The organism is Streptomyces sp. PH9007, from assembly GCF_059813725.1.
In genome coordinates this window covers 42,952-66,225 of record NZ_JBQRUY010000002.1, presented here as the reverse complement: position 1 = coordinate 66,225, position 23,274 = coordinate 42,952, and the positions used below count along the sequence as shown (strand labels likewise).

Annotated in this window: 23 protein-coding genes and 2 pseudogenes; 15 read left to right on the top strand and 10 right to left on the bottom strand. The window is 70.2% G+C overall.

Translation table 11 applies throughout. The features are described 5' to 3' along the window. Window positions 1–96: 96 nt before the first annotated feature. From ACTFAP_RS29200 to ACTFAP_RS29190, 3 genes are all read right to left on the bottom strand, one after another. Window positions 97–336 (bottom strand): hypothetical protein, encoded by a 240-nt coding sequence (locus ACTFAP_RS29200; protein ID WP_500469906.1) that lies wholly within the window; start codon window positions 334–336, stop codon window positions 97–99. A 120-nt stretch (window positions 337–456) separates the two neighbouring features. Continuing rightward, a complete protein-coding gene (locus ACTFAP_RS29195; protein ID WP_500469904.1) occupies window positions 457–1,476 on the bottom strand; it encodes a hypothetical protein in 1,020 nt (339 codons plus the stop codon). Next, window positions 1,476–1,793: a hypothetical protein gene (locus ACTFAP_RS29190; protein WP_500469902.1), complete on the bottom strand. Its 318-nt coding sequence runs from the start codon at window positions 1,791–1,793 to the stop codon at window positions 1,476–1,478. The genes ACTFAP_RS29195 and ACTFAP_RS29190 overlap by 1 nt, the downstream gene beginning before the upstream one ends. Window positions 1,794–2,067: 274 nt before the next feature. Here ACTFAP_RS29190 and ACTFAP_RS29185 point away from each other — a divergent pair, with 274 nt between their 5' ends. The 6 genes and pseudogenes from ACTFAP_RS29185 (at window position 2,068) to ACTFAP_RS29160 (ending at window position 8,121) form a co-directional block, all read left to right on the top strand. Further along, on the top strand, window positions 2,068–3,573 hold the full coding sequence (locus tag ACTFAP_RS29185; protein WP_500469900.1) for a hypothetical protein: 1,506 nt from the start codon (window positions 2,068–2,070) through the stop codon (window positions 3,571–3,573). Window positions 3,574–3,678: 105 nt separating this feature from the next. Further along, entirely contained in the window at window positions 3,679–5,034 is a 1,356-nt protein-coding gene (locus ACTFAP_RS29180; protein WP_500469898.1) for a helicase-related protein, read from the top strand. 135 nt (window positions 5,035–5,169) lie between these two features. Beyond that, the gene (locus ACTFAP_RS29175; protein ID WP_500469896.1) at window positions 5,170–6,492 is read left to right on the top strand and encodes a DUF3440 domain-containing protein; all 1,323 of its coding nucleotides are present in this window, start codon (window positions 5,170–5,172) and stop codon (window positions 6,490–6,492) included. After that, window positions 6,492–6,974 (top strand): annotated as a pseudogene (locus ACTFAP_RS29170) (IbrB-like domain-containing protein); the annotation flags it as partial. The gene ACTFAP_RS29175 and the pseudogene ACTFAP_RS29170, both read left to right, overlap by 1 nt. Before the next feature lie 93 nt (window positions 6,975–7,067). After that, window positions 7,068–7,628, top strand: coding sequence for an IbrB-like domain-containing protein (locus tag ACTFAP_RS29165; RefSeq protein ID WP_500469947.1), 561 nt, complete (start codon window positions 7,068–7,070; stop codon window positions 7,626–7,628). After that, window positions 7,618–8,121 carry a hypothetical protein gene (locus ACTFAP_RS29160; RefSeq protein ID WP_500469894.1) on the top strand — a complete coding sequence of 168 codons (504 nt, stop codon included), beginning with the start codon at window positions 7,618–7,620 and terminating at the stop codon, window positions 8,119–8,121. The genes ACTFAP_RS29165 and ACTFAP_RS29160 overlap by 11 nt, the downstream gene beginning before the upstream one ends. A gap of 36 nt (window positions 8,122–8,157) precedes the next feature. Here ACTFAP_RS29160 and ACTFAP_RS29155 read toward each other — a convergent pair whose 3' ends face one another. From ACTFAP_RS29155 to ACTFAP_RS29130, 6 genes and pseudogenes are all read right to left on the bottom strand, one after another. Next, the gene (locus ACTFAP_RS29155) at window positions 8,158–8,985 is read right to left on the bottom strand and encodes an SDR family oxidoreductase (protein ID WP_500469892.1); all 828 of its coding nucleotides are present in this window, start codon (window positions 8,983–8,985) and stop codon (window positions 8,158–8,160) included. Window positions 8,986–9,153: 168 nt separating this feature from the next. Beyond that, window positions 9,154–9,612 (bottom strand): GNAT family N-acetyltransferase, encoded by a 459-nt coding sequence (locus tag ACTFAP_RS29150; RefSeq protein ID WP_500469890.1) that lies wholly within the window; start codon window positions 9,610–9,612, stop codon window positions 9,154–9,156. A gap of 37 nt (window positions 9,613–9,649) precedes the next feature. Then, window positions 9,650–10,972 (bottom strand): UDP-glucose dehydrogenase family protein, encoded by a 1,323-nt coding sequence (locus tag ACTFAP_RS29145; protein WP_500469888.1) that lies wholly within the window; start codon window positions 10,970–10,972, stop codon window positions 9,650–9,652. A 96-nt stretch (window positions 10,973–11,068) separates the two neighbouring features. Next, a complete protein-coding gene (locus ACTFAP_RS29140; RefSeq protein WP_500469887.1) occupies window positions 11,069–12,313 on the bottom strand; it encodes an SIR2 family protein in 1,245 nt (414 codons plus the stop codon). A gap of 75 nt (window positions 12,314–12,388) precedes the next feature. Beyond that, entirely contained in the window at window positions 12,389–13,414 is a 1,026-nt protein-coding gene (locus ACTFAP_RS29135) for an aminotransferase class III-fold pyridoxal phosphate-dependent enzyme (RefSeq protein ID WP_500469885.1), read from the bottom strand. 190 nt (window positions 13,415–13,604) lie between these two features. Further along, window positions 13,605–13,904, bottom strand: a pseudogene (locus ACTFAP_RS29130) (hypothetical protein); the annotation flags it as partial. A gap of 117 nt (window positions 13,905–14,021) precedes the next feature. Here ACTFAP_RS29130 and ACTFAP_RS29125 point away from each other — a divergent pair. From ACTFAP_RS29125 to ACTFAP_RS29090, 8 genes are all read left to right on the top strand, one after another. After that, window positions 14,022–15,272 (top strand): NsdA family TPR-like regulatory protein, encoded by a 1,251-nt coding sequence (locus ACTFAP_RS29125; protein ID WP_500469883.1) that lies wholly within the window; start codon window positions 14,022–14,024, stop codon window positions 15,270–15,272. Window positions 15,273–15,557: 285 nt separating this feature from the next. Beyond that, the gene (locus tag ACTFAP_RS29120) at window positions 15,558–16,937 is read left to right on the top strand and encodes an NsdA family TPR-like regulatory protein (protein ID WP_500469881.1); all 1,380 of its coding nucleotides are present in this window, start codon (window positions 15,558–15,560) and stop codon (window positions 16,935–16,937) included. Between the two features lie 26 nt (window positions 16,938–16,963). Continuing rightward, the gene (locus ACTFAP_RS29115) at window positions 16,964–17,920 is read left to right on the top strand and encodes an FAD-dependent oxidoreductase (protein WP_500469879.1); all 957 of its coding nucleotides are present in this window, start codon (window positions 16,964–16,966) and stop codon (window positions 17,918–17,920) included. Window positions 17,921–18,107: 187 nt separating this feature from the next. After that, window positions 18,108–18,944, top strand: a complete 837-nt coding sequence (locus ACTFAP_RS29110; RefSeq protein WP_500469877.1) for a Scr1 family TA system antitoxin-like transcriptional regulator — start codon at window positions 18,108–18,110, stop codon at window positions 18,942–18,944. Between the two features lie 520 nt (window positions 18,945–19,464). Continuing rightward, window positions 19,465–20,352 carry a Scr1 family TA system antitoxin-like transcriptional regulator gene (locus ACTFAP_RS29105; RefSeq protein ID WP_500469876.1) on the top strand — a complete coding sequence of 296 codons (888 nt, stop codon included), beginning with the start codon at window positions 19,465–19,467 and terminating at the stop codon, window positions 20,350–20,352. A gap of 139 nt (window positions 20,353–20,491) precedes the next feature. Beyond that, entirely contained in the window at window positions 20,492–21,124 is a 633-nt protein-coding gene (locus ACTFAP_RS29100) for an HAD-IA family hydrolase (protein WP_500469874.1), read from the top strand. Between the two features lie 195 nt (window positions 21,125–21,319). Further along, the gene (locus ACTFAP_RS29095; RefSeq protein ID WP_500469872.1) at window positions 21,320–21,466 is read left to right on the top strand and encodes a hypothetical protein; all 147 of its coding nucleotides are present in this window, start codon (window positions 21,320–21,322) and stop codon (window positions 21,464–21,466) included. A 16-nt stretch (window positions 21,467–21,482) separates the two neighbouring features. Beyond that, on the top strand, window positions 21,483–21,770 hold the full coding sequence (locus ACTFAP_RS29090; protein WP_500469870.1) for a hypothetical protein: 288 nt from the start codon (window positions 21,483–21,485) through the stop codon (window positions 21,768–21,770). Window positions 21,771–22,142: 372 nt separating this feature from the next. On the opposite strand, the gene ACTFAP_RS29085 is transcribed toward ACTFAP_RS29090, so the two are convergent. After that, window positions 22,143–22,601, bottom strand: coding sequence for a hypothetical protein (locus ACTFAP_RS29085; RefSeq protein WP_500469868.1), 459 nt, complete (start codon window positions 22,599–22,601; stop codon window positions 22,143–22,145). A gap of 238 nt (window positions 22,602–22,839) precedes the next feature. Between ACTFAP_RS29085 and ACTFAP_RS29080 the strand changes: the two genes are divergently transcribed. Beyond that, window positions 22,840–23,256: a hypothetical protein gene (locus tag ACTFAP_RS29080; protein WP_500469866.1), complete on the top strand. Its 417-nt coding sequence runs from the start codon at window positions 22,840–22,842 to the stop codon at window positions 23,254–23,256. Window positions 23,257–23,274: the final 18 nt, after the last annotated feature.

Here is a 23,274-nt window from a genome sequence, read left to right as displayed (position 1 = left end):
CTGTGCTGCACGGGGCGGGCCCGGAAGCGGTCAGCCGGCCGGCACAGGGGCGCGCACGTGATGCCCTCGGGATTCGGCGTGCGCGCCCCTGGGAGATCAGGTCCGGTCGGCCGACACCAGAGCGATGCACTCGGCGTCGAACCCGTTCGCGGTGTTGGCCAGCACGGTGCGGACCGTGTGGATCGTGGCGGGGTCGAGCCCGCATTCGTCGACGGCTTCGGTGAGTTCGCTGCCGATGCGGCGCAGCAGCGCGGTGACGGTGCTCGCGGGCACGTACGGCACTCCGTGGTGGAGGTAGATCGGGAGCTGGACTTCAGCTCGGTGCATGTCAGTCATGACGCCTCTTTTTCGGGGGTGTGAGTGGTTGCCGGCCAACCGGTATACGGGGCTGGCCGACGCTCAAAGGGCGGTCGCCCGGCGTGCTCATCGGGCCGATCGAGCAACTGCTGCTGTTCGCTATCCGGCGCGCCCGGCCTGTGCTGTCTGATGAGGTGCGGGCGGTGCCACCGGGAGGAGACCCGCCAGGGGAGTCCCCTGTGCGGCGGCGTGCCGGGCGGCGGAGAGGTGCTGCACGGCGGCGCGGGGGTCACCGGACAGCCGCTGGGCGGAGGATTCCAGCAGCTCCTCGAAGTCCTCGGCGGGAAGGGCGGCGAGCAGCAGCGGGTGGCCGGCAGCGCGGTCCCGGGCTGTGGCGAGCCACCGCAGCCACGGTTCCCAGCCGTGTTCGCGGGTGGCCGCCAGCCAGGCGGTGGCGGAGGTAGTGATCTGGTGCTGCGTCATTGAGCTGGCACGGTTGCCGGAGTTCCAGCGCAGAACCTCGCAGTACCCGGGGGTGGCGGTGATGGCGTCGAGCAGCACGTCGTGTGGGTGCGGCGCGCGGGACCAGTCCGGCCATCCCTCCTCCAGGGCGGACAGGGACAGCGCGGTGTTGGTGCGGGCTACCCGTTCCTCGATGTGGTCGTCGGCGACACCGGGGGAGACGATTGTTCCCCGGTCGTAGCCGGCCGCGTAGGGCAGGCACCACACGGCGATGCGGCAGCTGCGGCACACCGGGTGCCCGCCCCGGCCGCCCGTGGAGTTGTTCAGGTACCGGATGGACTCGGACAACGGCCACATGCTTTTGCCCCACCGCACGCTCGCCGCGTCGCCGCAGGTCCAGCACGGCTCGGCGAGGTCGGGGTCGTCCGCGCCGAAGTGGCCGGTCATCTCCGTGGCGATGTCGGCACCCTGCGCGAGGCGCCGGGACCGACTGGGGTGCGTCGGGGGAGCCTGCGCGTACATCGCGCCCAGTTTCTGCTGCCAGGCCCAGCCGGGGCCGCCCTTCACCGCCGCGGCGGCGAGCGCCGCGTGACCGGCGATCAGGGCGACCAGGGCGTCGAGATCCTCCCCCGTCAGGTCGGCGGGATGGACGCGGCCGCGCAGCGCGCACGCGGCCCAGGCACCCGAGCGCTGGAGCGGGTGGTGGGTGAGCCGCATCAGCTCGCCTCCTGGCCATCAGTGACGTAGCGGCGCAGGAAGTAGACGCGGTTGACCAGGGACAGGACCTGCATGGCGCTGCGGTGGTCCCGCAGCGCGGCGAGGACGGTGTAGGCCGCCTCGGGGGCGTCGAGGACCCGGGCTACGGCCCGGTCGTTCAGCGTCCGCTCGGTGAGGATCCGCATCTCCCTGACGTACGGGAGGCGGCGTTCGAGGACGCCGCGCCCCAGGTTCCGCTGTTCCAGCGCGGCCAGTAGCCACTTCAGATAGGCGCGGACGTCGCCTTCCGTCGGGGCGGTGTGTGGGGCGTTCTGCATCGCGTTCTCCTTCGGCTGGGGTGCGTTGCGCCGCGACCGTATCCGAGGCCGGGTCTAATTAGCAAGTTCTACTTGCGAATTTATCTTAGCCTGGATAGCGTGTTTCGAGTGCCTATGGGTGTCCTCCCTGGTGCCCCTGCCGGCCTGCCCGAACGGCGCCGGCGGGCCAGCGGACGCCGAGTGAGGCCAGGCACGCCGAACGGGCCCTGGGTCCGCCGTTCTGGAAGGGGACGCATGAGTCAGCTGTCCAACACCAGGTACACGAGGGGGCGTTGTGGCTAAGTGGCTGATCACCTTCGCGTGCGGGCACAAGGGGACCGTCCAGCTCTACGGGCCGAGCTCGCGGCGGGAGTCCCGCGCCAAGTGGCTCGCCACTACGGACTGCGATTCGTGCTGGCGGGAGAAGTGGGTGTCACGGCCGGCCGAGGAGCGTGCCGAGCGGACCGCGCAGAGCGTGGAGGAGAACCGGGCCGCAGGGCTGCCCGAGCTGGAGGGGTCGACCAAGCAAGTCGACTGGGCAGAGAGGATCCGAGCGGATCTGCTCGGCATTCTGACCCGGGAACAGGACCGCCTGACGAAGAGGCTCGAACGGGCCGAGCCCGGCACGGGAGTCCACGGCCGGGACGAGCAGGAGCAGCTGGGACACGTCCAGACGGCTCTCGCGGCCCTGCCCGAGATCAAGACATCACGCTGGTACATCGACCACCAACACGAGAATCTGCGCACCCTGGTCGCCATGGCCGCCCGGGGCCAGCTCCGGCCGCGCACGGCCGCGCAGCAGCAGGACCAGTTCGACCCCTTCGGCCTGAACGAACTGACGTTCCCGGCCGACGAGCTGGTGGGGTGGACGAAGAACGACCGCCGGTGCGTGCTGCGGCTGGTGCACTCCCGGTGGGAGGGCTGCACGATGAGCACCCCGGGCTCACTGGCCGACCCTCAGCCGGACGGCTCGGTCACCGTCCGCTTCCGCGGGGAGTGGAACATCACCATCAATGACGGTGCCCGCCGGCGCTCCGTGCCAGCAGCCGAAGTCCACCACGACCGCGTTCACCGCCGGGCCGAGCCGGGGGAGCGGCACTACTGGGACATCCCCCCGTACAAGGCAGGCAGGTGGAATGAGCTGGAGGTGGCTGCGGAGGACGTGACCGAGCAGAAGGTGAAGGGCCGGACCCTGGCCAGGGTGCAGCTGACGCGCTCCCGGTGGGAGGGCCTGCACTTCTTTCACCCGCCGAGCATGGTGCGAGCCCACCGTCCCGGCCGCGTCATCATCCGGTTCGGCCCGCAGTGGGACTTCAAGCTGCTGGGCGGCGCGAAGATGCTCTTGGTCGGCGGGCGGGAGCTGTACGAGGACCGGGCCGCGCCCCTGCCCGAGCCCGGCGAATCCCTGGCCGTGGAGCCCAGGCAGTGGTACTCCCTGACCTGGCATCCGGCGCGGGTGCGCCTGGGCAAGCGGAAAGACGCTTGGTGGGCCCGGCTGGACCATGACGGCCCCTGGCCCGACGCCGTCGTCTTCCACTCGGTGCGCATGTGCCGCCGGGACGAGGACGGATGGCTGGTGTGGCGGATCCCCGAGGACTGGTCCCTGCGCGTGCGCCCGGCCGACGGCGACCCGATCGAGGTGCCGGCGGACGAGTTCATGGAGGCGGTCTCCCGCTGGGCCGGGACGCCGCCCCGGCCCGGCACCTTCACCCGCGAGCCCGAGGACCTGGACGTGGAGGACGAGGTCGCCATCCCGGACGACCTGTACGAGGACGACCCCGCCATCACCGGCGCCATCTGACCCGCCCCCGCCCGCCCTTCCGGGCCGGGCGGCGCCACGGCGGCGCGGGGCGGCCGATCCCGCCCCGCGCCCGCCTCATCCCACCCCTGCTGACGGGAGAAGCCGATGTCGCCGTTCACCCACGACCGCCACCGCCGCGCCACCGGGCCCACAGTCCTCGCCCACAGCAGCGCCGCCGCCGGGCGCTGCGATCTGCTGCGGAAGCCGCAGCGCTCACCGAAGCTGACCACCTCCCAGGAGCAGGCGCTGCGGCGCTTCGCCCGGCTCAAGGTCGGGGCCGCGTTCTTGGAGCAGGGCATGGGCAAGAGCCGCGTCGCGCTGGAACTGGCCAACAGCCGCGCGCACCGGCTGGACGCGGTGCTGTGGGTCGCGCCCTACTCCGTTCTCCCGGCCGTGCAGGAAGAGGCCGCGAAGTGGGCTTGCCGGGTGCCGGTGCGGTTCCTTGGCTACCAGACCCTCTCCCAGTCCGACCGCACCTACCTGGAGATCCTGGAGTGGGCGCAGCAGCGGCGGCTGATGGTCGTCGCCGATGAGTCGACCTTCATCAAGCGGAAGGACTCCAAGCGGCACCAGCGGATGACGGAGATCCGGAAGGCCGCGGACTACGCGCTCGTGCTGACCGGCACACCGCTCACGAAGGATTTGTGGGACCTCAAGCGCCAGATGGACTGGCTGTCCCCGAAGATCATCGCCACCGACGACCGAGCCTTCCAGTACCGGTACTTCACCATGCACAAGAAGGTCGACCGCGACGGCGGGCAGCGGGTCTGGTTCGAGACCTACGCCCCGAATGTCAAGCACCTGAAGTCACGGATGGAGCCGTACATTTTCGAGGCCCGTCTCGACATCGGGGTGCCGGAGACGTCCCTGGAGTACGAGCACGGAGTGAGCGAGAGGACCCAGGCCGCCTACGAGGCCGAGCGCGACGACTTCCTCGACGCCTGGGCCGCCTTCGGCGAGGAGATGGCGCTCTACCGCATGCTCGGCAACCTCAAGCGCATCGCGGCGACCGACCCGGGCAAGTGCCGGTCGGTCGCCGAGCAGGTGGCCGGCGAGCACACCCTGGTCTTCTGCCAGTACAGGGCCGAGCAGAAGGAGATCGCCCGGCATCTGGAGGACTGCCTGGTTGTCAACGGTGATACCCCCGACGCGGAGCGGGCGAAGGCATTCCGCCGCTCCCGGCGCGAGGAGGTGCCGCTGCTGCTGACGTACGGCACCGGCAGCTACGGCCTGAACCTCCAGCATGTGGCGTCGTGCCACTTCGCTTCGCTCCCCTTTGACTACGGGGCCGTCGAGCAGGCGCGCAGCAGGATCCGCCGGCTCGGGCAGACCCGCGCGCTGACCTACGCCACGCACGTCACCGAACTCGGCATCGACACCCTGATCGGCCGGAACCTCGCGACGAAGGATTGGCTGGCGCAGCTGCTCCGGCGGGAGATCGACCCGAGAGCTATCCTCTGAGCATTATAGGCAAGTAGAAGTTGCGAATAACTTGGGCCGGCGAGTACGGTGTCCGCACCGGCCGCGGCGGGCACCGTATCCGCCGGCCCCCGAACCGCCGCGCGCGGATCAGCGCCCGGGAGAGAGGGTCACACAGTGAACGTCTGGCAGGCCACCCAGCAACGCCTGGAACGAATCTTCGCCGACTTCGACAACATCGTCATCGCGTTCTCGGGCGGCAAAGACTCCGGCGTGATGCTCAACGCGACGCTGGACTACATGCGCGCGAACGGGATCACGCGCAAGGTCACCGTGCTGCACCTCGACTACGAGGGCCAGTACAGCGCGACCACCGACTACGTCACCGAGGTCATGACGTCCAACACCGACCTCATCGACCCGGTATGGATCTGCCTCCCCTTCGCCGCGGCCTGCGAGGTCTCGATGTACCAGGGCCACTGGCAGCCCTGGAACCCCGCCGAGCGCGACATCTGGGTCCGCGACCTGCCCGACGCCCCCGGCGTCATCCACACCGGGAACGTCCCCGACGACTTCCCCGACTACGACGGGGTCTGGGACTACACCCTCCAGGAGCAGATCGGCGCCTGGCTGCACCGCCGCTCCGGCGCCAAGCGCACCGCCGTCCTCGTCGGCATCCGCACCCAGGAGAGCCACCACCGCTACGCCGCCCTCTACCGCCAGGACCGCACAGACGACTCCATGCTGGAGGGCCTGAACTGGACCAGCCGCAAAGGACGGCGCGGTGTCTACAACGTCTACCCCATCTTCGACTGGGTGACCGAGGACATCTGGACGGCGAACGCGACCTTCGGCTGGTCCTACAACGAGCTGTACGACCTCTTCCACCTCGCCGGCGTCCCGATCCACGACATGCGCGTCGCCTCCCCGTTCCGCGGCGAGGGCCACGAATCGCTCAAGCTGTACCGGGTCATCGAACCGGAGACCTGGGCGAAGCTCGTCGGGCGCGTGAACGGCGCGAACTTCGCCGCGATCTACGGAGGCACCCGCGCCATGGGAGCCAAAGACATCAAGCTGCCCGCCGGCCACACCTGGAAGACGTACGCGAACTTCCTACTCGACACGATCGAGGACGAGGAGATCAAGCAGGGCTACCTGCGGAAACTCAAATCCTCCATGAAGTACTGGACCGTCCAGGGAGGAGCCCTCCCGCAGGAGTCCGCCGACGAACTGCGCGAGGACGCCCCGGCCGGCACCGAATTCCTCGGCGAGCCCACCGACAACCGCAAGCGCCGCGGCCCCTACGAAGTCGTCCGCTTCAAGCGCTACCCCGACGACATCCCGGGCGTCTCCGACCTGTCCCTCATCCCCACCTACAAGCGCCTGGTCATCACCATCCTGCGCTTCGACCACGCCTGCAAGTACATGGGCTTCGGCCAGACCAAGCGCGAAGTCACCAAGCGCTCCGAAGCCGTCGAGAAGTACCGGGAGATCCTGTGATGACCAAGAAGACGTTCACCAGTCCGGTCTACGACGTCCGGCCCGTCCCGCTGACGCAGGTCCGGGCCAACGCCTACAACCCGAACGCCGTGGCGCCGCCCGAGATGGCACTCCTGGAGACCTCGATCTGGCAGGACGGCATCACCCAGCCCGTCGTCGTCGGGTACGACGCCGGCGAGGACCAGTACGAGGTCATCGACGGCTACCACCGCTACCTCACCGTCCGGGACACCCCCCGCATCCGTGAGCGGGAGGGCGGGATGCTGCCCGTCGTCGTCCTCCCGGAAGCGGACCTCGCCCACCGCATGGCCAGCACCATCCGCCACAACCGCGCCCGCGGCACGCACGACGTCGAGCTGATGGCGCAGATCGTGCGTGAGCTGGTGGACTCCGGTATGCGCGACGCCTGGATCAGCAAGAACCTCGGCATGAGCAAGGATGAGGTCCTGCGGCTGAAGCAGATCACCGGCATCCAGAAGGTCAAGCAGATCGCCCCCGACCGGCCCGCCGACACCGACACCGACGATGGCGCCCTTCCTCCGACCGGCGCGCCTGAGCCCCCGCAGCAGCAGGAGCTGTTCCCCGCCGACCACGACGGACGCAGCCCCGTCTACCGCGTGCAGGCCGTCGCTCTCGACCTCGTGCGGGCCAACGCGTACAACCCCAACGTCGTCGCCCCGCGCGAGATGCGGCTGCTGGAGACCTCGATCTGGATGGACGGGATCACCCAGCCCGTCGTCGTCTACTACGACGAGGAAACCGGCTTCTTCGAGGTCGTGGACGGATACCACCGCTTCCGCACGGTTCGCGACGTCCGCCGTATCCGTGAGCGGGAGGGCGGGATGCTGCCCGTCGTCGTCCTCCCGGAAGCGGACCTCGCCCACCGCATGGCCAGCACCATCCGCCACAACCGCGCCCGCGGAGCCCACGACATCCGGCGGATGTCCAGCATCGTCCAGAGCGCCGCCGCCGGATACACCACCGCCACCGGCGAGACCCTCGAAGGCAAGAGCAACGCGTGGATGATGAAGAATTTCGGCATGGGCGCCGAAGAACTTCTGAACCTGAAGAACCCGAAACCACTGGCAGCCGCGTTCAAGGGCCGCGCATTCTCCGAGGCGCCCAATGTCGGCTGAACCCACGAGGATCCCCATCACCCTCCCGCTGACTCCCGCAGCCGCGCAGGCCCTCGCAGCGCACGAGCCGTCGGCCAACGCGCTGCTGCAGGCCGTGCTGGAAGACATCGCCTCCGGCATCCCGCCAACCGACGCCCAGCCGATCCCCCACACCAGCCTCGTCGACCCCGACCTGCTGCGGCGGGCTCAGCAGGCCGCAGCTGAAAGGGGCACCGACCTAGCCCAGGCGATCGAGCGCGTGCTGCGGAACCAGCGCCTCCTGCTGCCGCCCGCCGGCCTGGCCCGCCTGCTCGGTGTGGACCTGTCCACCCTCACCCGCGCCTTGGCCAACAACAAGGACGCCCCCCGACCGGCGAACCCGGAATCGGGCAGAAAGGCACTGTACGACGCTTACGCCGTCTGTAGCTGGTGGCCAACCCGTCGCACGCGCGGCCGGCCCGTCACCAGGCAACGGCTCGCAGGTCAAGAACAGCGAGATGAGCGCCAGGACTGACGCAGGCAGCACCCGGGACCGACGCGGTCTGGACCGTCACGCAGGCTCGGTGCAAAACCTTCGAGCGCCACGCAGCACAGTCCGCAGATTCGCCTGGGTTGCTCGGCTGTCGAGGCGTACATCGAGGGCGCCGGCAGGCTGGATGTCTGCTCGCAGGCCCGCGGGCAGCCGCGAGGCATCGAGGTCGTCACGCCCGGCGATGAGCACCCCGAGTTCGTGGCGGCTGAGAGCGTCGGAGCCGGCCAGATGGTGGATGCCGGCGGCGTCGTGCGACGCCAGTTCCAGTAGAGCGGCGGCCAGGTCGGCGACGTGGACTGGGCAACGGATGTCGTCGGTGAACAGTGCACCGTCGCGGGTTCCCGCGGCGAGTTCGTGCACGGTGCGCTCGTGCACGGAACGCCCGTGGCCGACGATCAGCGAGGTGCGGGCGACCGTGGCCTTCGGATACGCGATGAGCACTCCGGTCTCAGCGGCTGCCTTGGCTGCTCCGTACGGATTGACGGGGTCAGGAGGACAGGACTCGTCATAGGTGATTCGGGCACCGGAGAACACCGCGTCGCTTGAGACGTGGATGAGGCGGGTTCCGTGCTCCGCGGCGGCAACCGCGAGTCGTACGGGGCCCTCGGCCGTGATCCCCCAATTGGCCTTGGAGCTCGCTGCATTGACGATGAGGCGTGGGCTGACCTCGGCCATGATGGCGTCCAGCTCTCCCACGTTCCGCAGGTCAAGCGGGTACCAAGCGGCTCCGGCCGCCTCTCCGGGCTTGGTGGCGTACGTGGCTGCGGTGCTGTGGCCGGCGGCGACGGCCTGCCGGACCAGTTCGCCGCCCAGGAAGCCGCTGCCGCCAATGATGAGAGTCGTCATGTGCGCCACAGTAGACGGGCGTCCGTGGGGGCCGCCGCAGGCGAGGTCCGCGCCCCGGGAGCCTGTTCGCAGGGCGCGAGCCGCACCCCGAGCCCAGCGCGTGGGCGGTCACCCCGAGACCGAGGTGACCGCCCACGTCGGCATGTCTGGGGGGCCTGCCCCAGGTGGTCAGGTTTCCGGCCGCCAGATGTAGCGGACATCGGGCTCGCGCTCGTCGTTGCGTGAGCCGTCCGTTCGTTCCGCCTCGCTGAAGCCGTGCCGCTCGTAGAACCGTCGGGCCGCTGCGTTCACCTGGAAGGTCCACAGCGACAGCCCATCAGGCCGTTCGTCCTTGGCCAGAGCGATGAACCGATCGCCCAGCCCGCGGCCACGCCACTCCGGAGCCAGGTAGAGCTGCTTCAGCTCAGGTCCGTTGAGCACGAGGACACCCACTACGGGGGAGCCGGCTACGGCCACCCACGTTTCGTACCCCGGGACGAGTACGTGGGTGAACCAGTCCCGCACGGCATCCTCGTCATGGGCGCAGCGCACCGTCGGCAGAGCTGCGGCGTAGGAGCGGAGCCAGACCTCGGCGGCCGGGAGCGCGTCGGCGTCGGTTGCCCGGCGGAGCACGATCTCACTGTTCACGGTGCGGGCCTTCCAGTGCCTCGTGATGGATGGGCTGCTATTTGCCGGGGCGGCCGAGCTGGTGGATGGTCCAGCCCGCGGCGCGCCAGGGCTCGGGGTCCAGGGTGGTTCGGCAGTCGACCAGCAGTGCGGTGGCCGGGCGGGCGGCCAGGGCCTGGGGGTCGGCCTGCCGATACTCGGGCCACTCGGTGGCCAGGACCACGAGGTCGGCGCTGTCAAGGGAGTGCGCCAGGTCCTCGCAGTAGTCCAGCTCCGGATGGCGGACCATCGCTGTCGTGACGGCCTGTGGGTCGTGCACCGTCACGGTGGCGCCGGCGTGCCGGAGCGCGTGGGCGAGGGCGAGAGCTGGGGAGTCCCGGACGTCGTTGGTGCCGGGCTTGAAAGCGGCGCCCCATACGGTGATCCGGCTGCCCTCGAGGGGATGGCCATCCAAGGCGCGGGTGATGAGGGCCAGGGCGGTGTCGGTACGGCTCTCGTTGATTTCCTCGGCGGCGCGAAGGAGGGCAGCGGCTCGGTCGGTTCCGAGCTGACGGGCGGAGGCTGTGAAGGCACGGATGTCCTTGGGGAGGCAGCCACCGCCGTAGCCGATACCTGGCTGCATCGCTCCGCTGCCAATGCGGGGATCGACGCCGAGGATCTCCACGATCTGGGAGATGTCGGCGTCAGCTGCCTGGCACATGTCGGCCACGCCGTTGATGAAGGAGATTTTCAGGCCGAGGAAGGTGTTCGCCGCTCCCTTGGCCAGCTCGGCGGTCTGCGGGTCGGTGACGAAGATGGGGACTCCGGCGTCGATGATGCCGGCGTACACGGCCCGGATCGCTTTCTCTCCCTCCGCGGTGGTGACGCCGGCGATGAGCCGGTCCGGGCGCAGGGTGTCGTGCACGGCGTGTCCTTCGCGCAGGAATTCCGGGTTCCACACGACCTCGACGTTCTCGCCGGCGGGGGCGAGACGCTGGGCGAGGGCGGTGACCTGGCGGGTGGTGCCGACGGTGACCGTGCTCTTGCCGACGATGGTGCACGGGCGGTCGAGATGTGGGGCGAGGTGGCGGATCGCGCCGAAGACGTGGGTGGTGTCGTAGGTGCGGCCGTCGGCGTCGATGGGCGTGCCGACACCGATGAAGTGGAGCTCGGCGTTTTCGGCGGCCTCGCGGATGTCCGTGGTGAACCGCAGTTGCCCGCTGGCAGTGTGACGGGCGAGGAGTTCGGGGAGGCCAGCCTCGTAGATGGGGCACTGGCCGGCGTTGAGCCGGTTGATTTTGGCCTGGTCGATGTCGACGCCGATGACCTCGTGGCCGAGTTCGGCCATCGCTGCCGCGTGCGGGATGCCGAGGTGACCGCAGCCGATCACGGATACGCGCATTGCAGGGTCCTTGTCTGGTCCGGGGGCACACCGTGCCCGGTCTGCCCCACAGACGCTATCGGTGGATGAACACGTCCGGATTTGGGACGAGTTCGCTCAGATGTTCACGCCGAGGAGGCCGCACAGGCGCAGCAGGGCGGGGATGGCCTCGGAGCGGACGACCACGTCGCCCGGGCGGGCGCCCTCGATGAGGTAGGGCTTGTGGACCCCGTGCTCGGTGATGCCCTCGGTGTCGAGGTAGAAGATGGGCAGTCCCAGCTCGCGGGCGCGGGCCTGGACAGCTCGCCGGTCGGCGTGGAGACCGACGACGAGGAGGGCCTTGGCCTCCTGGGGGAACGGCATGTGCGGGATGCGCTGGTCGTAGCGACGCATGTACGCCTCTTCCAGCCCTGCCCTGGCGAACAGCCGGTCGAAGTTGTGGGTCGCCACGGGACCGACCATGTGTCCGGCATCGTGCAGGGCTTTCAGCGCGCGGTGCGCGCCGGTCGGCTCGGCCAGGAACACCGTGCGGAACATCGTCACCATGTCTTCGACCTTGCGCTCGGTCTCCGTGAGGACTTCGCGGACGAGGTTGTCGTCCGCCGGGGCGAGGGTGAACGCGTAGCCCTGGTTCAGGTCGTTTCCCTGACGGGCGGTGACCCGGTACACCTCGTGGAGCCAGTGCAGCGGTGGGACTCCGGCCTCGATGCTGGTCCCGCACCCGGCTTCCACGACGAACGGCAAACGGTCGAGCAGGCCGGAGAGGTCGTCGGCGTAGGTGGGCGCCCCGCGCTGTTCTTTGACCCGCATCCCGCCGGCCAGGACGTCCCAGGGCAGGTTCCTGGCGGCGCGGGTGAGGGTGTACCCCTCGGACTGGATGGTGACGTCGAGTGAGGTGAACCCGTCGGGGGTCTCCCGGGCGGCGCGCTCGTCCTGCGGGTGCACGGCATGCTCGGTGACCATGACGGTGAGGTCGCCGCGGCGCCAAGAGCCCCCTCGGGCGCTGGTGGGGCGCCACCGGCCGGCGGCGAGCCAATGGTCCAACTCGCGACGGTGGCCGGCGACCTCGGCGGCGGGGGCGAGCCACGACACGTACAGGTACAGCTCCTCCAGCACCAGGCGCTCCATCGGTTGGGTCCGGTCGATGCCGTAGTGCAGGCGGTAGTGCACGACGCGTCTGCGGCCTGCGGCGTCTTCGGTCCACCCGGATTGCTGGGCGTTGGCCGGGTCCTGTGTGCGGCGCCAGATGCCTTCCTCCATGGCGGGGTGGCGCTGCCCGCCGGCCTCCGGGGAGAAGTTCTGTTCCCACATCCGTACCTGTACTGGGGTGAGGGAGTCGATCACGGGGTGAGGCAGCAACACGGTGCGTCTCCTTGTGCAGCGGATGGTCAGCGCTGGCGCGGCAATCGGCGTCTGGTCGGAGGTCGGGTGTTCGCCTCAGCCGAGGCGGGCCAAGGCCGTTACCGCATCGGCCAGCGCGGTGATCAGGTGGTTGATGTCGCCGGCCGTCGAGGTGAGCGGGGGCGCCACGACGAGGCCCTCGCTCCTCGGCTGGCCGGTACCGGTGAACGGGTAGAAGAAGACCCCGTTCGCTTCGGACTGCTGCATCAGGGGCCAGAGCAGGCCGGGGTCGAGCTCCACCGCGAACAGGTGGCCGAGGCCCCGAACATCCCGGATACCCGGCAGGCCGGTCAGGGACCGCAGGCCCGCGCCAAGCTGGTCTCCGCGCGCCCGGAAGGCGTCAGCGTCCATCGCCTGCAGCTCGTCCAGGACGCCGAGGCAGGCCGCGGCCTGGAGCGGGTGGGCGGCCATGGTGCCCATGGCGGGCAGCGGGTCGGCGTCCGCGTGGCGCAGCAGCGGGGCGAGTTCGGGCGACACCAGCACCGCACCCACCGCCGTGTACCCGGCTCCCAGCCCCTTGGAGATGATGCACAGGTCCGGCTCCGCGCCGTCCCAGTGGTGGCTGGCCAGGGGGGTGCCGGTGCGCCACAGGCCGGTGAGCACCTCGTCGTGGATGACGAGGATGTCGCGTTCGCGGCATATCTGCGACACTCGCCGGAGGTAGCCGTCGGGCGGCACGAAAGCACCTCCCGTCGTGCCGTTGACGGGTTCCAACAGGACAGCGGCGACGTTCTCCGGCCCCCGGCTGTCGATAACGCCGGCGACTTCGTCGGCGCAGGAAGCGTCGCACGATCCGTGCACGTGCCCGTGGGCGGGCGGGTAGGGCGCAGGGAAGGCGGGGCCGAGGCCGAGCGCGTCCTCGGTGCGCGGGCGCCGGGCGCCGTTGCCGGCGAGTGCCAGGGTGAGGGCGCTCATGCCGTGGTAGCTGAGGGTGGAAGTCAGGATGTCTGCGCGGCGCTTGCCGCCCCGGGCGCGCGCGATGTTCCGGGCCAGGGCGATGGCGACCTCTACGCCGAGGGTGCCGCTGGTGACCAGCGCGACGGAGTCGTCTGGCCGGCCCACGGCCTGGCACAGCCGTTCCATCCCGGGCGCGCGCGATGTTCCGGGCCAGGGCGATGGCGACCTCTACGCCGAGGGTGCCGCTGGTGACCAGCGCGACGGAGTCGTCTGGCCGGCCCACGGCCTGGCACAGCCGTTCCATCAGCTCCAGCTGGACGCGAGGCTGGACGACGGCGGCGCCGCCGAACGACGCGCGCTGGAACTGCTGCTCGATGCGGGCGAGGACGGCGTTGCTGCTGTGGCCCACGTTCACGCAGATGAGTCCGCTCGATCCGTCGAGGATCCGGCGGCCGTCCGCGAGGTGGAGCCACGGGCCGCTTGTGCCGACGACCTCGAGGTCTGGCAACGGTCTGGCTGACGTCAGAAGTCGCTCACGATGGGGCAGGTTCCGTTCCACGAAGATGTCCCTCCTGTTCGGCGCCGTCCGGGCGGCCGATCCCGGGCCGCCGCTGGCCGTTCCAGGCGGCGGGCCGGGGGTGCGGCGTTCGTCCATTGAACGGCTGGGGAACACACGGAAAGAGGGGCCAGGGGCGGGTGCGTTTTCCGGCGAGGGGCCACTCTGGGGGGCCACGATGACGGCCACACCCGACTGCGACCGAAGGGAAATGCCATGGTGGCCCCGGACGGCATCGGTGTTTTACTGCGTTCGATCCGCGAAGACGCGGGCCGCACCCGTGAAGAGCAAGCCAAGATCGTTCAAGAAGCTCAGAACGGCCGATGGTTCGACTGGGAGAACATCAAGCGGTGGGAGACGGAGAAGCGGCTACCGGTCCCGGACTGGCACGAGACGATCGCCCGCGTGTACGGGATGAGCGTGGCGGACGTCCAGCGGGCAGTTGCCGCATCGCGACAGCACCGACGTAGCCAGCGCAGGGAGAGTGAGGACGTGAAGCGACGCAGTTTCCTCGGGGTGACGGCCGCCACGGTGGGTGCGACCGCAGCTCCAGGCATGGCGCAGGCTCGCGAGGGCATCGACGGGGCCCTCGCCGGATCCGGAGGCGGTGACCTGGCCTATCTGGAAACGGCCTTCGAGCGACACCGGGGCGGATACCGCGGCCGTTCGCCCGAGGACGTACTCGACGAGATGCGCGCGGACCTCAATCATCTGGGGCAGGCGCTCAACCGTCCGCACCCCGCTGGAGCACGGGCTGATCTCGCGCGCACCGCCGCCGGGCTCGCCGGGTTGGTTGCCATCGTCCAACACGATCGTGGCGACCGGGATGACGCCCGCCGGTGGTTCGCGACCGCGGAGAGGGCAGCCAAGGAATCCGGAGACCGCCACATGGCCGCCTGGGTGCTGGCACGGCACGCGATGGTGCCGCTGAACTACGGAGCCCCCGAAGTGGCCCTGCGGGTCGCGGCGCGCGCCCGCCGGGCGGCCGGCGGCACACCGACCGCGGCTTCAGCACTGGCGTCGGCCGTCACCGCCCGTGCCCTCGCCGCCATCGGCGATCAGCGGGGCGCCCGGGAAGCAGTCAGGGACGCCCGGGTTCTCGCGGAACGGCTCAGCGGACCGGAAGAGGCCGACACCTGGTTCGGCTACCCCGCACAGAAGCACTTCGTCCACCTCTCCCAGGCATACACACTCCTCGGAGACACGGAAGCCGCGTACTCGGCGCAGGACGAAGCCTTGTACCTCACCACATCTCCTTCAGTGATGACCCGCGCCCTCATCGCGATGGACACCGCCACCTGCCTGAGAGTCGACGGCGACGCCTCCACGGCGGCCGAGATGGCAGCAAGCACTTTCGACCGGATCCCCGCGCCCTACCGGGAGGGCCTGATCCGCTCCCGGGCCGAAGCCCTCCACCACGCCCTCGACGGCAGGCCACGGGATCTCCTCGGCCAGGCCCTCATCTGAGCGCGTAGTTAACGGCCTGCCCCGGGAAGGCCACAACCGCTGCCTCATGGGGCGGCAGGCCCGTGCGGCAAATGCGGCCAGCAGGCCCGAGCAGCCCGCAGCCGTGCGACAGCCGCTGCTGCCAGGTGGTTGAGCGTCACAGGACGCTGCACGCAGGGCAGTTGACGCCTCGTAGCTGTCCGGTGCGGAAACTGCAATACACTGATACGGGCTGCTATCGGCTGATCACACAGGGCATCGCCGGTTTCGGTGTCATGTTCCGGCCCGACACCACATGGAGTGCCCGTGACGAATGACCGGCGCCTCGAGGCTCTCCTGGACGAACTCGGCTGGACGCCGACACGACTCGCCAAGAAGATCACCGAAGCTGGCCACCAGGTCGAGCGCACCACGTCCTGGCGCTGGGTGCGCCGGGGAATCGTCCCGTCGGTGCCCACAGCGCAGGCAGCCGCCGGCGTTCTGTCCTCCGCGCTCGGCGAACGCATCCAGGTGACCGACATCTGGCCGGGCATCAAGACGCCGAGCCGGAACTACGTGGCCTCGCCCTGGTCGCTGAACGGCTTCCTGGACACGATCGAGCCGACGGAGCCACCGGGCACCTGGGTCGCCACCGGAGAGGAAGCGGGCGCCCTCGTCACGGGATACGAATCCGCAGCGCGGGAACGGTGGCGCGCCGCCGCCGGTACGCGGCACGCCCCCGACGGCCTCCTCGCCGAGAGCATCGAGCAGTCCATTCCCCTGCTGCGCCGGATGGACGACCACAACACCACGACGTCTTCCCTGATCCACGTCGACAACCACGTGAGGGCAGTCGCCCACCAGCTGCGCCTCGGCGCCCCCGCAGAGATCCAGCAGCGGCTGCTGACGTCGACGAGCCACCTGTGCCAGCTCGCCGGATGGATGGCACTCGAGCTGGGAGACCACTGCGGGCCGGGCCAGGGCCAGGCCCAGCGCTACCTGCTGAGCGCACTGCGCGCCGCGCACCTGGCCGGTGACCGCCCGCTGGCAGCCCACGCCCTGGCCGACCTTGCCTACCAGGCCGCAGTCTTCCAGCAGCACCGGGAAGCGTGCCACTTCGCGGCCGGAGCGGAGCGGGCAGTGCGCGGTGCCAGCGCCCTGGCCGTAGCCAGCGTCTCCGGCCGCTGCGCCTTCGCCTACGCCGCCGCCGGCGAGAAGTCCGCGTTCAACCAGGCCCGCTCCACAGCCGAGACGGCCATGGGGCGCGCGGCTGAAGCCGTCGACGCCCCGTGGGCGTACTACCTGACCACCCACCATTTGAGTGTGCAGATGGGGTACTCGCTGGTCGCCCTGGGCCGCGGCTCCTACACCAGCGGTTCAGCCGCGGCTGCTCGCCGCCTGGCCGCAGCAGGAGATCCGCTGCTCGCGGCCGCCGGCCGGGAAGGTTACGCCGGCGGGCCGCCCAGCCCCCGCAAAGCAGCGTTCGAGCTGGGATGGGCGGCGCTCGGCCACATCTACCGGCGAGACCTGGAAGCGGCGTGCGCAGCCGCCGACCGGGCCCTGGCCATGTACGAATCGGCCCCCACCCCCCGAACCCGGCAACTGCTCGCGGAGACCGCCCGCCTCCTCGGGCGCCGGCAGACCAGCACGTGGGTACGCTCCTTCCTCCCTCAACTGCGCGAAGGGCTCGCACGCGTTCCGAGGTGACGGGGCCACCTCTGTAGCGTGCAGCCATGCGCGTAGTAGTAGTCGGCGGGGGAGTCATCGGGCTCACCTCGGCCATCGTCCTGGCCGAGTCCAAGACCGTGACCGACGTCCGGATCTGGTCCCGTGACCCCGTCGAGCACACCACCTCCGCCGTAGCCGGCGCCCTGTGGGAGCCGTACAAGGCGCAGCCGCAGGACCTCGTCAACGCCTGGGCGGCGGAGACCTTCGGCACGCTGGCCGCCCTGAGCGAACAGCCCGGCACCGGCGTGCGGATGGTCAGCGGGATCAAGGCCGGCCGATCCGGGGCACCGCCGAAGCTGTGGTGGAACCGGTTCGCCCCGGCCACCCCGGCAGAGCCGGCCGCCCTCCCCGAGGGCTTCGCGTGGGCCCTTCGCTCTACCCTGCCGCTGCTGCACATGCCCCGCTACCTGCGCTACCTCCAGAGGCGCCTCGCCATGAACGGAGTGAGAGTGGAATACCGCACCGTCGTACACCTCGCCGACGCGGCCCGGGAAGCGGACCTGGTCGTGAACGCCAGCGGCCTGGGCGCGCAGGACCTCGTTCCGGACGACACGATGCTGCCGATCCAAGGACAGCTCGTCATCGTCCAGAACCCCGGCATCGACCACTGGTTCGTCGAGGCGAGCGGTGGCGGCACCGAGGGCCTGTACGTCTTCCCCCAGCAGGCCGACGGCACCCTCGTACTGGGCGGCACCGCGTACGAGCACCGATGGAACACCACCCCCGACCCCGCGACCACCCAGCGCATCGTGGACCGCTGCGCCGACGTCTTCCCCGCCATCCGTACGGCCCGCGTCATCACCGCCCGCGTGGGACTGCGCCCGTACCGCCCGCAGGTACGCATCGAGCGGGCACCCCTCGCCGACGGCACGCCCTGCGTGCACTGCTATGGACACGGAGGCTCCGGCGTCACCGTTTCCTGGGCGTCCGCCGCCGCCGTGGAGCGCCTCGCGCACGGTTGAGGATCAACAGCATTCAACGACTGCTCACCTTCCATTCGCCGGGAGGCGACGAGACCGTGGAGGTCAGCCCAACAGCCACGGAGACCAGCGTGCCGACCTTCCCGCGCTTCCCCCGACCCCCAGCGTGGAACACCGCGCGCCCAGCAGATCGGTACCCGGCCCGCCGCGCGCCGACGAACGGCCGCCCGTGACCGGCCGCAGGCCCGTACGGGGCATGGTCGCCCGGGTGCTGCTGGGCGAGATGCTGGCCCAACTACGCCAAGACCTCGAGGCGCAGAACGCAGCCCGGGCCGGAGTGGCCACGCACGCATCAGGCGCGGTCGGCCGCGTCGAGCGTGCGCAGTCGCCGCTGACCGAGCGCGATCTCGAGGACCTGCTCACCCGCTACCGGGCCACCGATCAGGACCGGAGCATCGCCTGGTCGCTCATGCGCGACGCCACGATGGGCCTGACACCGGACCCCGGACGCTGGAGCGTGCCTCTGCTGCACGGACTCACCGCAGCGGCCGCCGACGTACAGACCGTCGACCTGTGCACGATCCCCGGGCCGCTCCAGACCCCGGCCTACGCCCGTGCACTCCTGGCGGCCGACCTCCACCCCGAGGACCTTCAGCCGCGCAGCCGGCGACGGAACAGCCAGCAGCGCCTCACCGCCCTGATAGCCGAGAAGGCCCTGCGCCAACCCCCGACAGGGGCCACGGAAGTGATGGCCGACCAGCTGGCGCATGTGCTGCGCACCGCCCGCAGCCCGATGGTCTCCGTACGGATCGTGCCCGCCGCCGCACCTATCCCGGGCTATGCGACCACGACCACCGTCCTGCGGCTGCCGGACGACCGTCCGGACCTGGTGTGCGCCGACCTTGTGTCCACCGCGACCTTCCACACCGGGCCCCCACCCGCACTCATCGCCGACGCGTCCGCAGCGGCGATGAACGAAGAGGCAAGCGCACGGATACTGCGCGCCGCCCTGGCCCAGTCCTGCGGCATCGGCCAGCGCCCCGCACGCACAAGGGCACAGCCGTGACAGCGCTCCGCTCCGCATGCCGCGCGCCCGGACCGAACCAATCGAGCCGTCGTTCCCGGCCCCCGGGCGGCGCCTGAAAGGCCGCATCCAAGCCGAGCCCGCAGCGACCCCGCGAATCCCTGCCCGCCGACACCGTGCGGCTGGTCACCGCGCAGCGGGCAGGACAGGGCCGCCCCGGCACCCACCCACCCCCGCCGGGGCGGCCCGACCTCCCCCCGCTCCACCCACCAGAAAGCGGCACACCACATGACCTTCTCCTCCGGCCACCACCCCCAGACACACCCGCACGCCTCAGCACCACCCTCTTCACCCTTACCGCCCGACCACCCGGCCGAGCCCTGCGCGGATGTCGGGCTCGCACAGGCCATGGCCACCGGCGCAGTGACGGAACTGGCCATCGTCGCCTGGCTGCTCACCACCTCAGTGCTGGCCGTACTCGCCACGGCCCTGCTCACCGGGATCCCCTCGTGATCCCCCCGCCGGCGGCCCGGACGCCGCTCGCCCAGGAACAGCGCCAGCCGTGCGCCGACCGGACACCGGTGAGCACCCGGTGAACGCGCATCAACTTTCCACCAACCCCGTGCCGGTCGCCCGGCGCCGCATCGGCGCCCACCTCGCAACCCTGCGCCACGACGCCAACCTGGGGCTCGAGGAGGCAGCCATCGCCGCTCGGATCACGCCCGAACTACTGCGCAGCGCCGAGCGGGGCGAGAGCAGCCTCGGCCGCCGCGCCCGTCCCCTCCTGCTGCGCGCCTACCGAGCCGGCGAGCACCAGCGCCAGGACCTCGCGAGGCTGATGTGGCTCTCCCGCCTCCCGGATGACGGCTGGCAGGACGAGGGCCGAGCACGACGGAGGCGCATGACAGCAATCGAGGCGCCGGCCGTCGAGCTGCGGATCTGGGCGGTTGCCCACCTGCCGGCCGTCGTGCGCACCCCGGGTGCGATGGAGGACCTTGCCCGGGGGATGAACGGCTGGGGGGAGCGGGACCTGGAGGCAGGTCGCCGACACGCGGCCGACTTCTCCGCCGGGCGCGCTGGCCGTGCCGTGTTGCTGCTGGACGCCAGCTGGCTCAAGCGCGTGCTGGGCTCCCACTCCGTGATGGCCGAGCAGCTCGAGCACCTGCTGCGGCTCCAGCACGCCGGCCGGGTCATACTGCGGGTGCTCGGGTTCGACGCGCCGATCCTGAAGCCCACGCCGGCTGTGCAACTGGACTACGGCCCCGGCCGCGGGCGTCTCGCCTACGACGAGCTCCATGCATGCGTCGACTACACCGCCGAACCTGCTCAACTGAACGCCTACGGGCAGCGGTTCGCCGACGCATGGCGGGCAGGGCTGTCTACCCTCGAAAGCCGAGACCTGATCCGCGACGCGATCCTGGCTCATCGCACCGGCCGCAGACCGCGATGACCGCCCGCCCCCGGCCAACCACCGCAAGCACAGCAGGGCGGTGCGCACCCGTACCTGCGCAGCACACCGACCGGGGCACAGCCGCCTGTCTCGCTCAACCGGAAGCATCGATGGCGCGTTGCTGTGCTATTCAAGGGCCGTGACTTCTCCCAGGATCTCCAGCAGACCCTTCGACGCAGTGCTGTGCGATCTCGACAACGTGATCCGCTTCTATGACACGAGGGAACTGGCGAGCTTGGAGCGCGGTGCGGGGCTGGCGGAGGGGATCACCGAGAGAGTGGCGTTCGCGCCGGAGACAGACCTCCCGCTGCTCCTCGGCGAGATCAGCAAAGAGCAGTGGGTGGAGTCCATTGTGGTGGGCCTCGCTGGCCGGATACCCGAGGCCCAGGCGCGCGAGCTGGGGACGGCGCTCGCCAACGCACCGTCCCGTGCCGACAGTGTCGTGGTCGACATGCTTGTTCAGGTGCGGAGGCACGTGCCCTTGGTGCTGGTGACCAATGCGACCGTGGAACTGGAGGACGACCTGGTGTCGCTGGGGCTCGCCGGTTTCGCCGATCACGTCATCAGCAGTGCCCGGGTGGGAGTGGCCAAGCCGGACCAGAAGATCTATGAGATCGCGGCCGGGCAGGCGGGGGTTGCCCTGGACCGGTGCCTGTTCGTGGACGACCGGCTTGAGAATGTGGAAGCCGCGATCGGACTCGGGATGACAGGTGTGCATTATCGCGGACCTGATGATCTGCGTGAGGCTTTGGCCGTCCTGCTGGACCGTTAAAACGGAACGTCGACGAGCGAAACAGTCCGGATTCTCCGTAACGCTTCGATCCGCTAGTCTCAGGAAGACGGCATAAGAGCCACCTCGGCCCAGGTGGGGGAGAATCACCCAGGTGACTACCAACACCGCGACGGCCGCGCCCTCCTCCGGTGCTCTGCAGGACACCGTCGACTACCCCGCTGGCTGCGCCGTCCCGTGGGGAGTGACGCGGCCTGCCCTGAGCTGGCCATCCACGCCGTCCAGACCGAGGCCGTCGACCGCTATGTGGTCTGCGACGGCCGGGCTCTGACCGCCCACACTCAGATCACCGACGGCCAGGTCCTGCCTGGCCTGCTCGCCTGAGAACCCAGCAGGAGCGATGACACAGCACCCCTACCAGGTCGTGGCACGGTGCACCGACCCGTCCCACCCGGGCTTCACCACCCTGATCTACACCGCCCACGCCGCCTCGATCGAAGAGGCCGCTGGCAAGGTGCAGTCGCTGCGTCTGGACAAGATGACTCCGGGGCTCTACCGCATCACGCAGGTGACCGAGCGCGACCCGGAGTGCACCTGCGCCGACCCCGGACTCGGCGGGCAGTGCGCCGGCGAACGCTGGTGCCTCAAGGTCGAGGGAGCCGCGGCCGCGAGCCTCGAGCCTGGGTGAAGCGGAGCGGCCCTACAGCGGCCGTACTGCCGCGGTGACACACGCCCGTTCGCGCCTGGGGCGCCGATGAGCGAACAGCCGGCCCCCGCCCTTGCCGCCGCCCGGCAGCAACTGGAGCCCGGCGCCACCGACGGGCTGCGCGCGTACGCGGCCCGGACCCGCGAGAGCGCAGACCCACTCGCCGTCGTCCTGCCGCCGCGTAGGCAGCATGAGGCTCCCCCGCGGCTGGCGGTTCCCCGCTGCCCTGTGGAATCCGGTGAGCACCTCCCTGGCATGCGCGACGCGCGCCAGCATCCGCTCCCGCGCGCCCAGCCGGTCCGCCGCTGTTTCCGGCGGACCGTCGGCGGTCGGCATAAGCGCCACCGATGAGGGTCAGCTCCTTGTAGTTTCCAGCGACCGCGCGCTGCCCGCGTCCCCGCCCAGCGGGCCCCGCAGCTCGGCCAGGGCCCGGTTGAAGGCACCCCTGCGGCTCACCGCGCCCGCAAGTACGAGGGCCGAGTCCACAGGGGATGCGGCTGGAAGGGTACGTCGGCACGCCCAGTACCCTCGCACGTCCACGCCCGTCTGGTTGTACACCTCGTATCGGCAGCCGTTGAGGTAGAACGTCGAGCGGCCGTTGAGCGGGCGGTCCAGGACCGGCTCGGCGAACGGCCCGCCGAGGGCTGTGAGCTGCTCGGGCCAGTTGTAGGCGTAGCGCTGTCCGTTGAAGCGGATGAGCGCAGCGGTGCGGCCGGTGCCGAACGCGTTCGGCACCGCGAGGACGACGGTTCCGATCTCGCCGCCGCGCGAGGCGACCCGCACGCGGCTGTCGAAGTGGATCTCATCGTGCATGGAGGACCTGCTCTCGTGGCAGTGGGGCTGCGCGCCGTGGGCCGGGCACAGGGGAAGCGCCGGGCAGCGAGGCGAATCCGCCGGCTGACTCTCCCGAGATTAGGGGATTACAGTGACGACATACAAGACTCTAAATCTGAATATTAAGAGTGTTGACTTGCGACATATGCGGAGCGTACCGTCGTTGAACAGCCAACACGCGGCTACAGAAGCCGAATCGCGAACAGTCAGGATGCCCATGGCGAGCTTCGGATACAGCATCAGCGCCGACTTCACACTGGTGATCGACGCTCCGGACCGCGAAACCGCCGACAGAGCCGCAGCCCTCGTAGCCGAGGACACCGACAACTTCCCGGCCACGACGATCACCACCCAGGACGGCCACCACCTGTCCGGCATCGAGGACCTGCACCTCGGCCGCCGCCCGAACCTGGGGCGAGCCCCCGACGGCGCCTTCCGCTACCACTTGCGGGCGGCCCTCATCCTCACAGTGAACGCACCGGCGGAGGAACGCGCCGAGGCGATCGTCGAGGCCGCCCACGACATGAGCGTCGAACTCGACATCACCGGCTCCCCCGGATACCGGCTCACCGACCTCGAACTCGACACCGACGGATACGACCTCTACTCGATCGACGGCGAACCGCTGCCCTGAGCCCTCGCACTTCCTGTT

Excerpts from the sequence above, each read along its gene's own strand:
- ACTFAP_RS29195 (WP_500469904.1), bottom strand. The coding sequence starts at position 1,476 with ATGCGGCTCACCCACCACCCGCTCCAGCGCTCGGGTGCCTGGGCCGCG.
- ACTFAP_RS29160 (WP_500469894.1), top strand. The coding sequence starts at position 7,618 with ATGTCGGCTGAACCCACGAGGATCCCCATCACCCTCCCGCTGACTCCC.
- ACTFAP_RS29125 (WP_500469883.1), top strand. The coding sequence starts at position 14,022 with ATGGTGGCCCCGGACGGCATCGGTGTTTTACTGCGTTCGATCCGCGAA.
- ACTFAP_RS29190 (WP_500469902.1), bottom strand. The coding sequence starts at position 1,793 with ATGCAGAACGCCCCACACACCGCCCCGACGGAAGGCGACGTCCGCGCC.
- ACTFAP_RS29145 (WP_500469888.1), bottom strand. The coding sequence starts at position 10,972 with ATGCGCGTATCCGTGATCGGCTGCGGTCACCTCGGCATCCCGCACGCG.
- ACTFAP_RS29115 (WP_500469879.1), top strand. The coding sequence starts at position 16,964 with ATGCGCGTAGTAGTAGTCGGCGGGGGAGTCATCGGGCTCACCTCGGCC.
- ACTFAP_RS29180 (WP_500469898.1), top strand. The coding sequence starts at position 3,679 with ATGTCGCCGTTCACCCACGACCGCCACCGCCGCGCCACCGGGCCCACA.
- ACTFAP_RS29085 (WP_500469868.1), bottom strand. The coding sequence starts at position 22,601 with ATGCACGATGAGATCCACTTCGACAGCCGCGTGCGGGTCGCCTCGCGC.
- ACTFAP_RS29080 (WP_500469866.1), top strand. The coding sequence starts at position 22,840 with ATGGCGAGCTTCGGATACAGCATCAGCGCCGACTTCACACTGGTGATC.
- ACTFAP_RS29155 (WP_500469892.1), bottom strand. The coding sequence starts at position 8,985 with ATGACGACTCTCATCATTGGCGGCAGCGGCTTCCTGGGCGGCGAACTG.
- ACTFAP_RS29200 (WP_500469906.1), bottom strand. The coding sequence starts at position 336 with ATGACTGACATGCACCGAGCTGAAGTCCAGCTCCCGATCTACCTCCAC.
- ACTFAP_RS29090 (WP_500469870.1), top strand. The coding sequence starts at position 21,483 with ATGACACAGCACCCCTACCAGGTCGTGGCACGGTGCACCGACCCGTCC.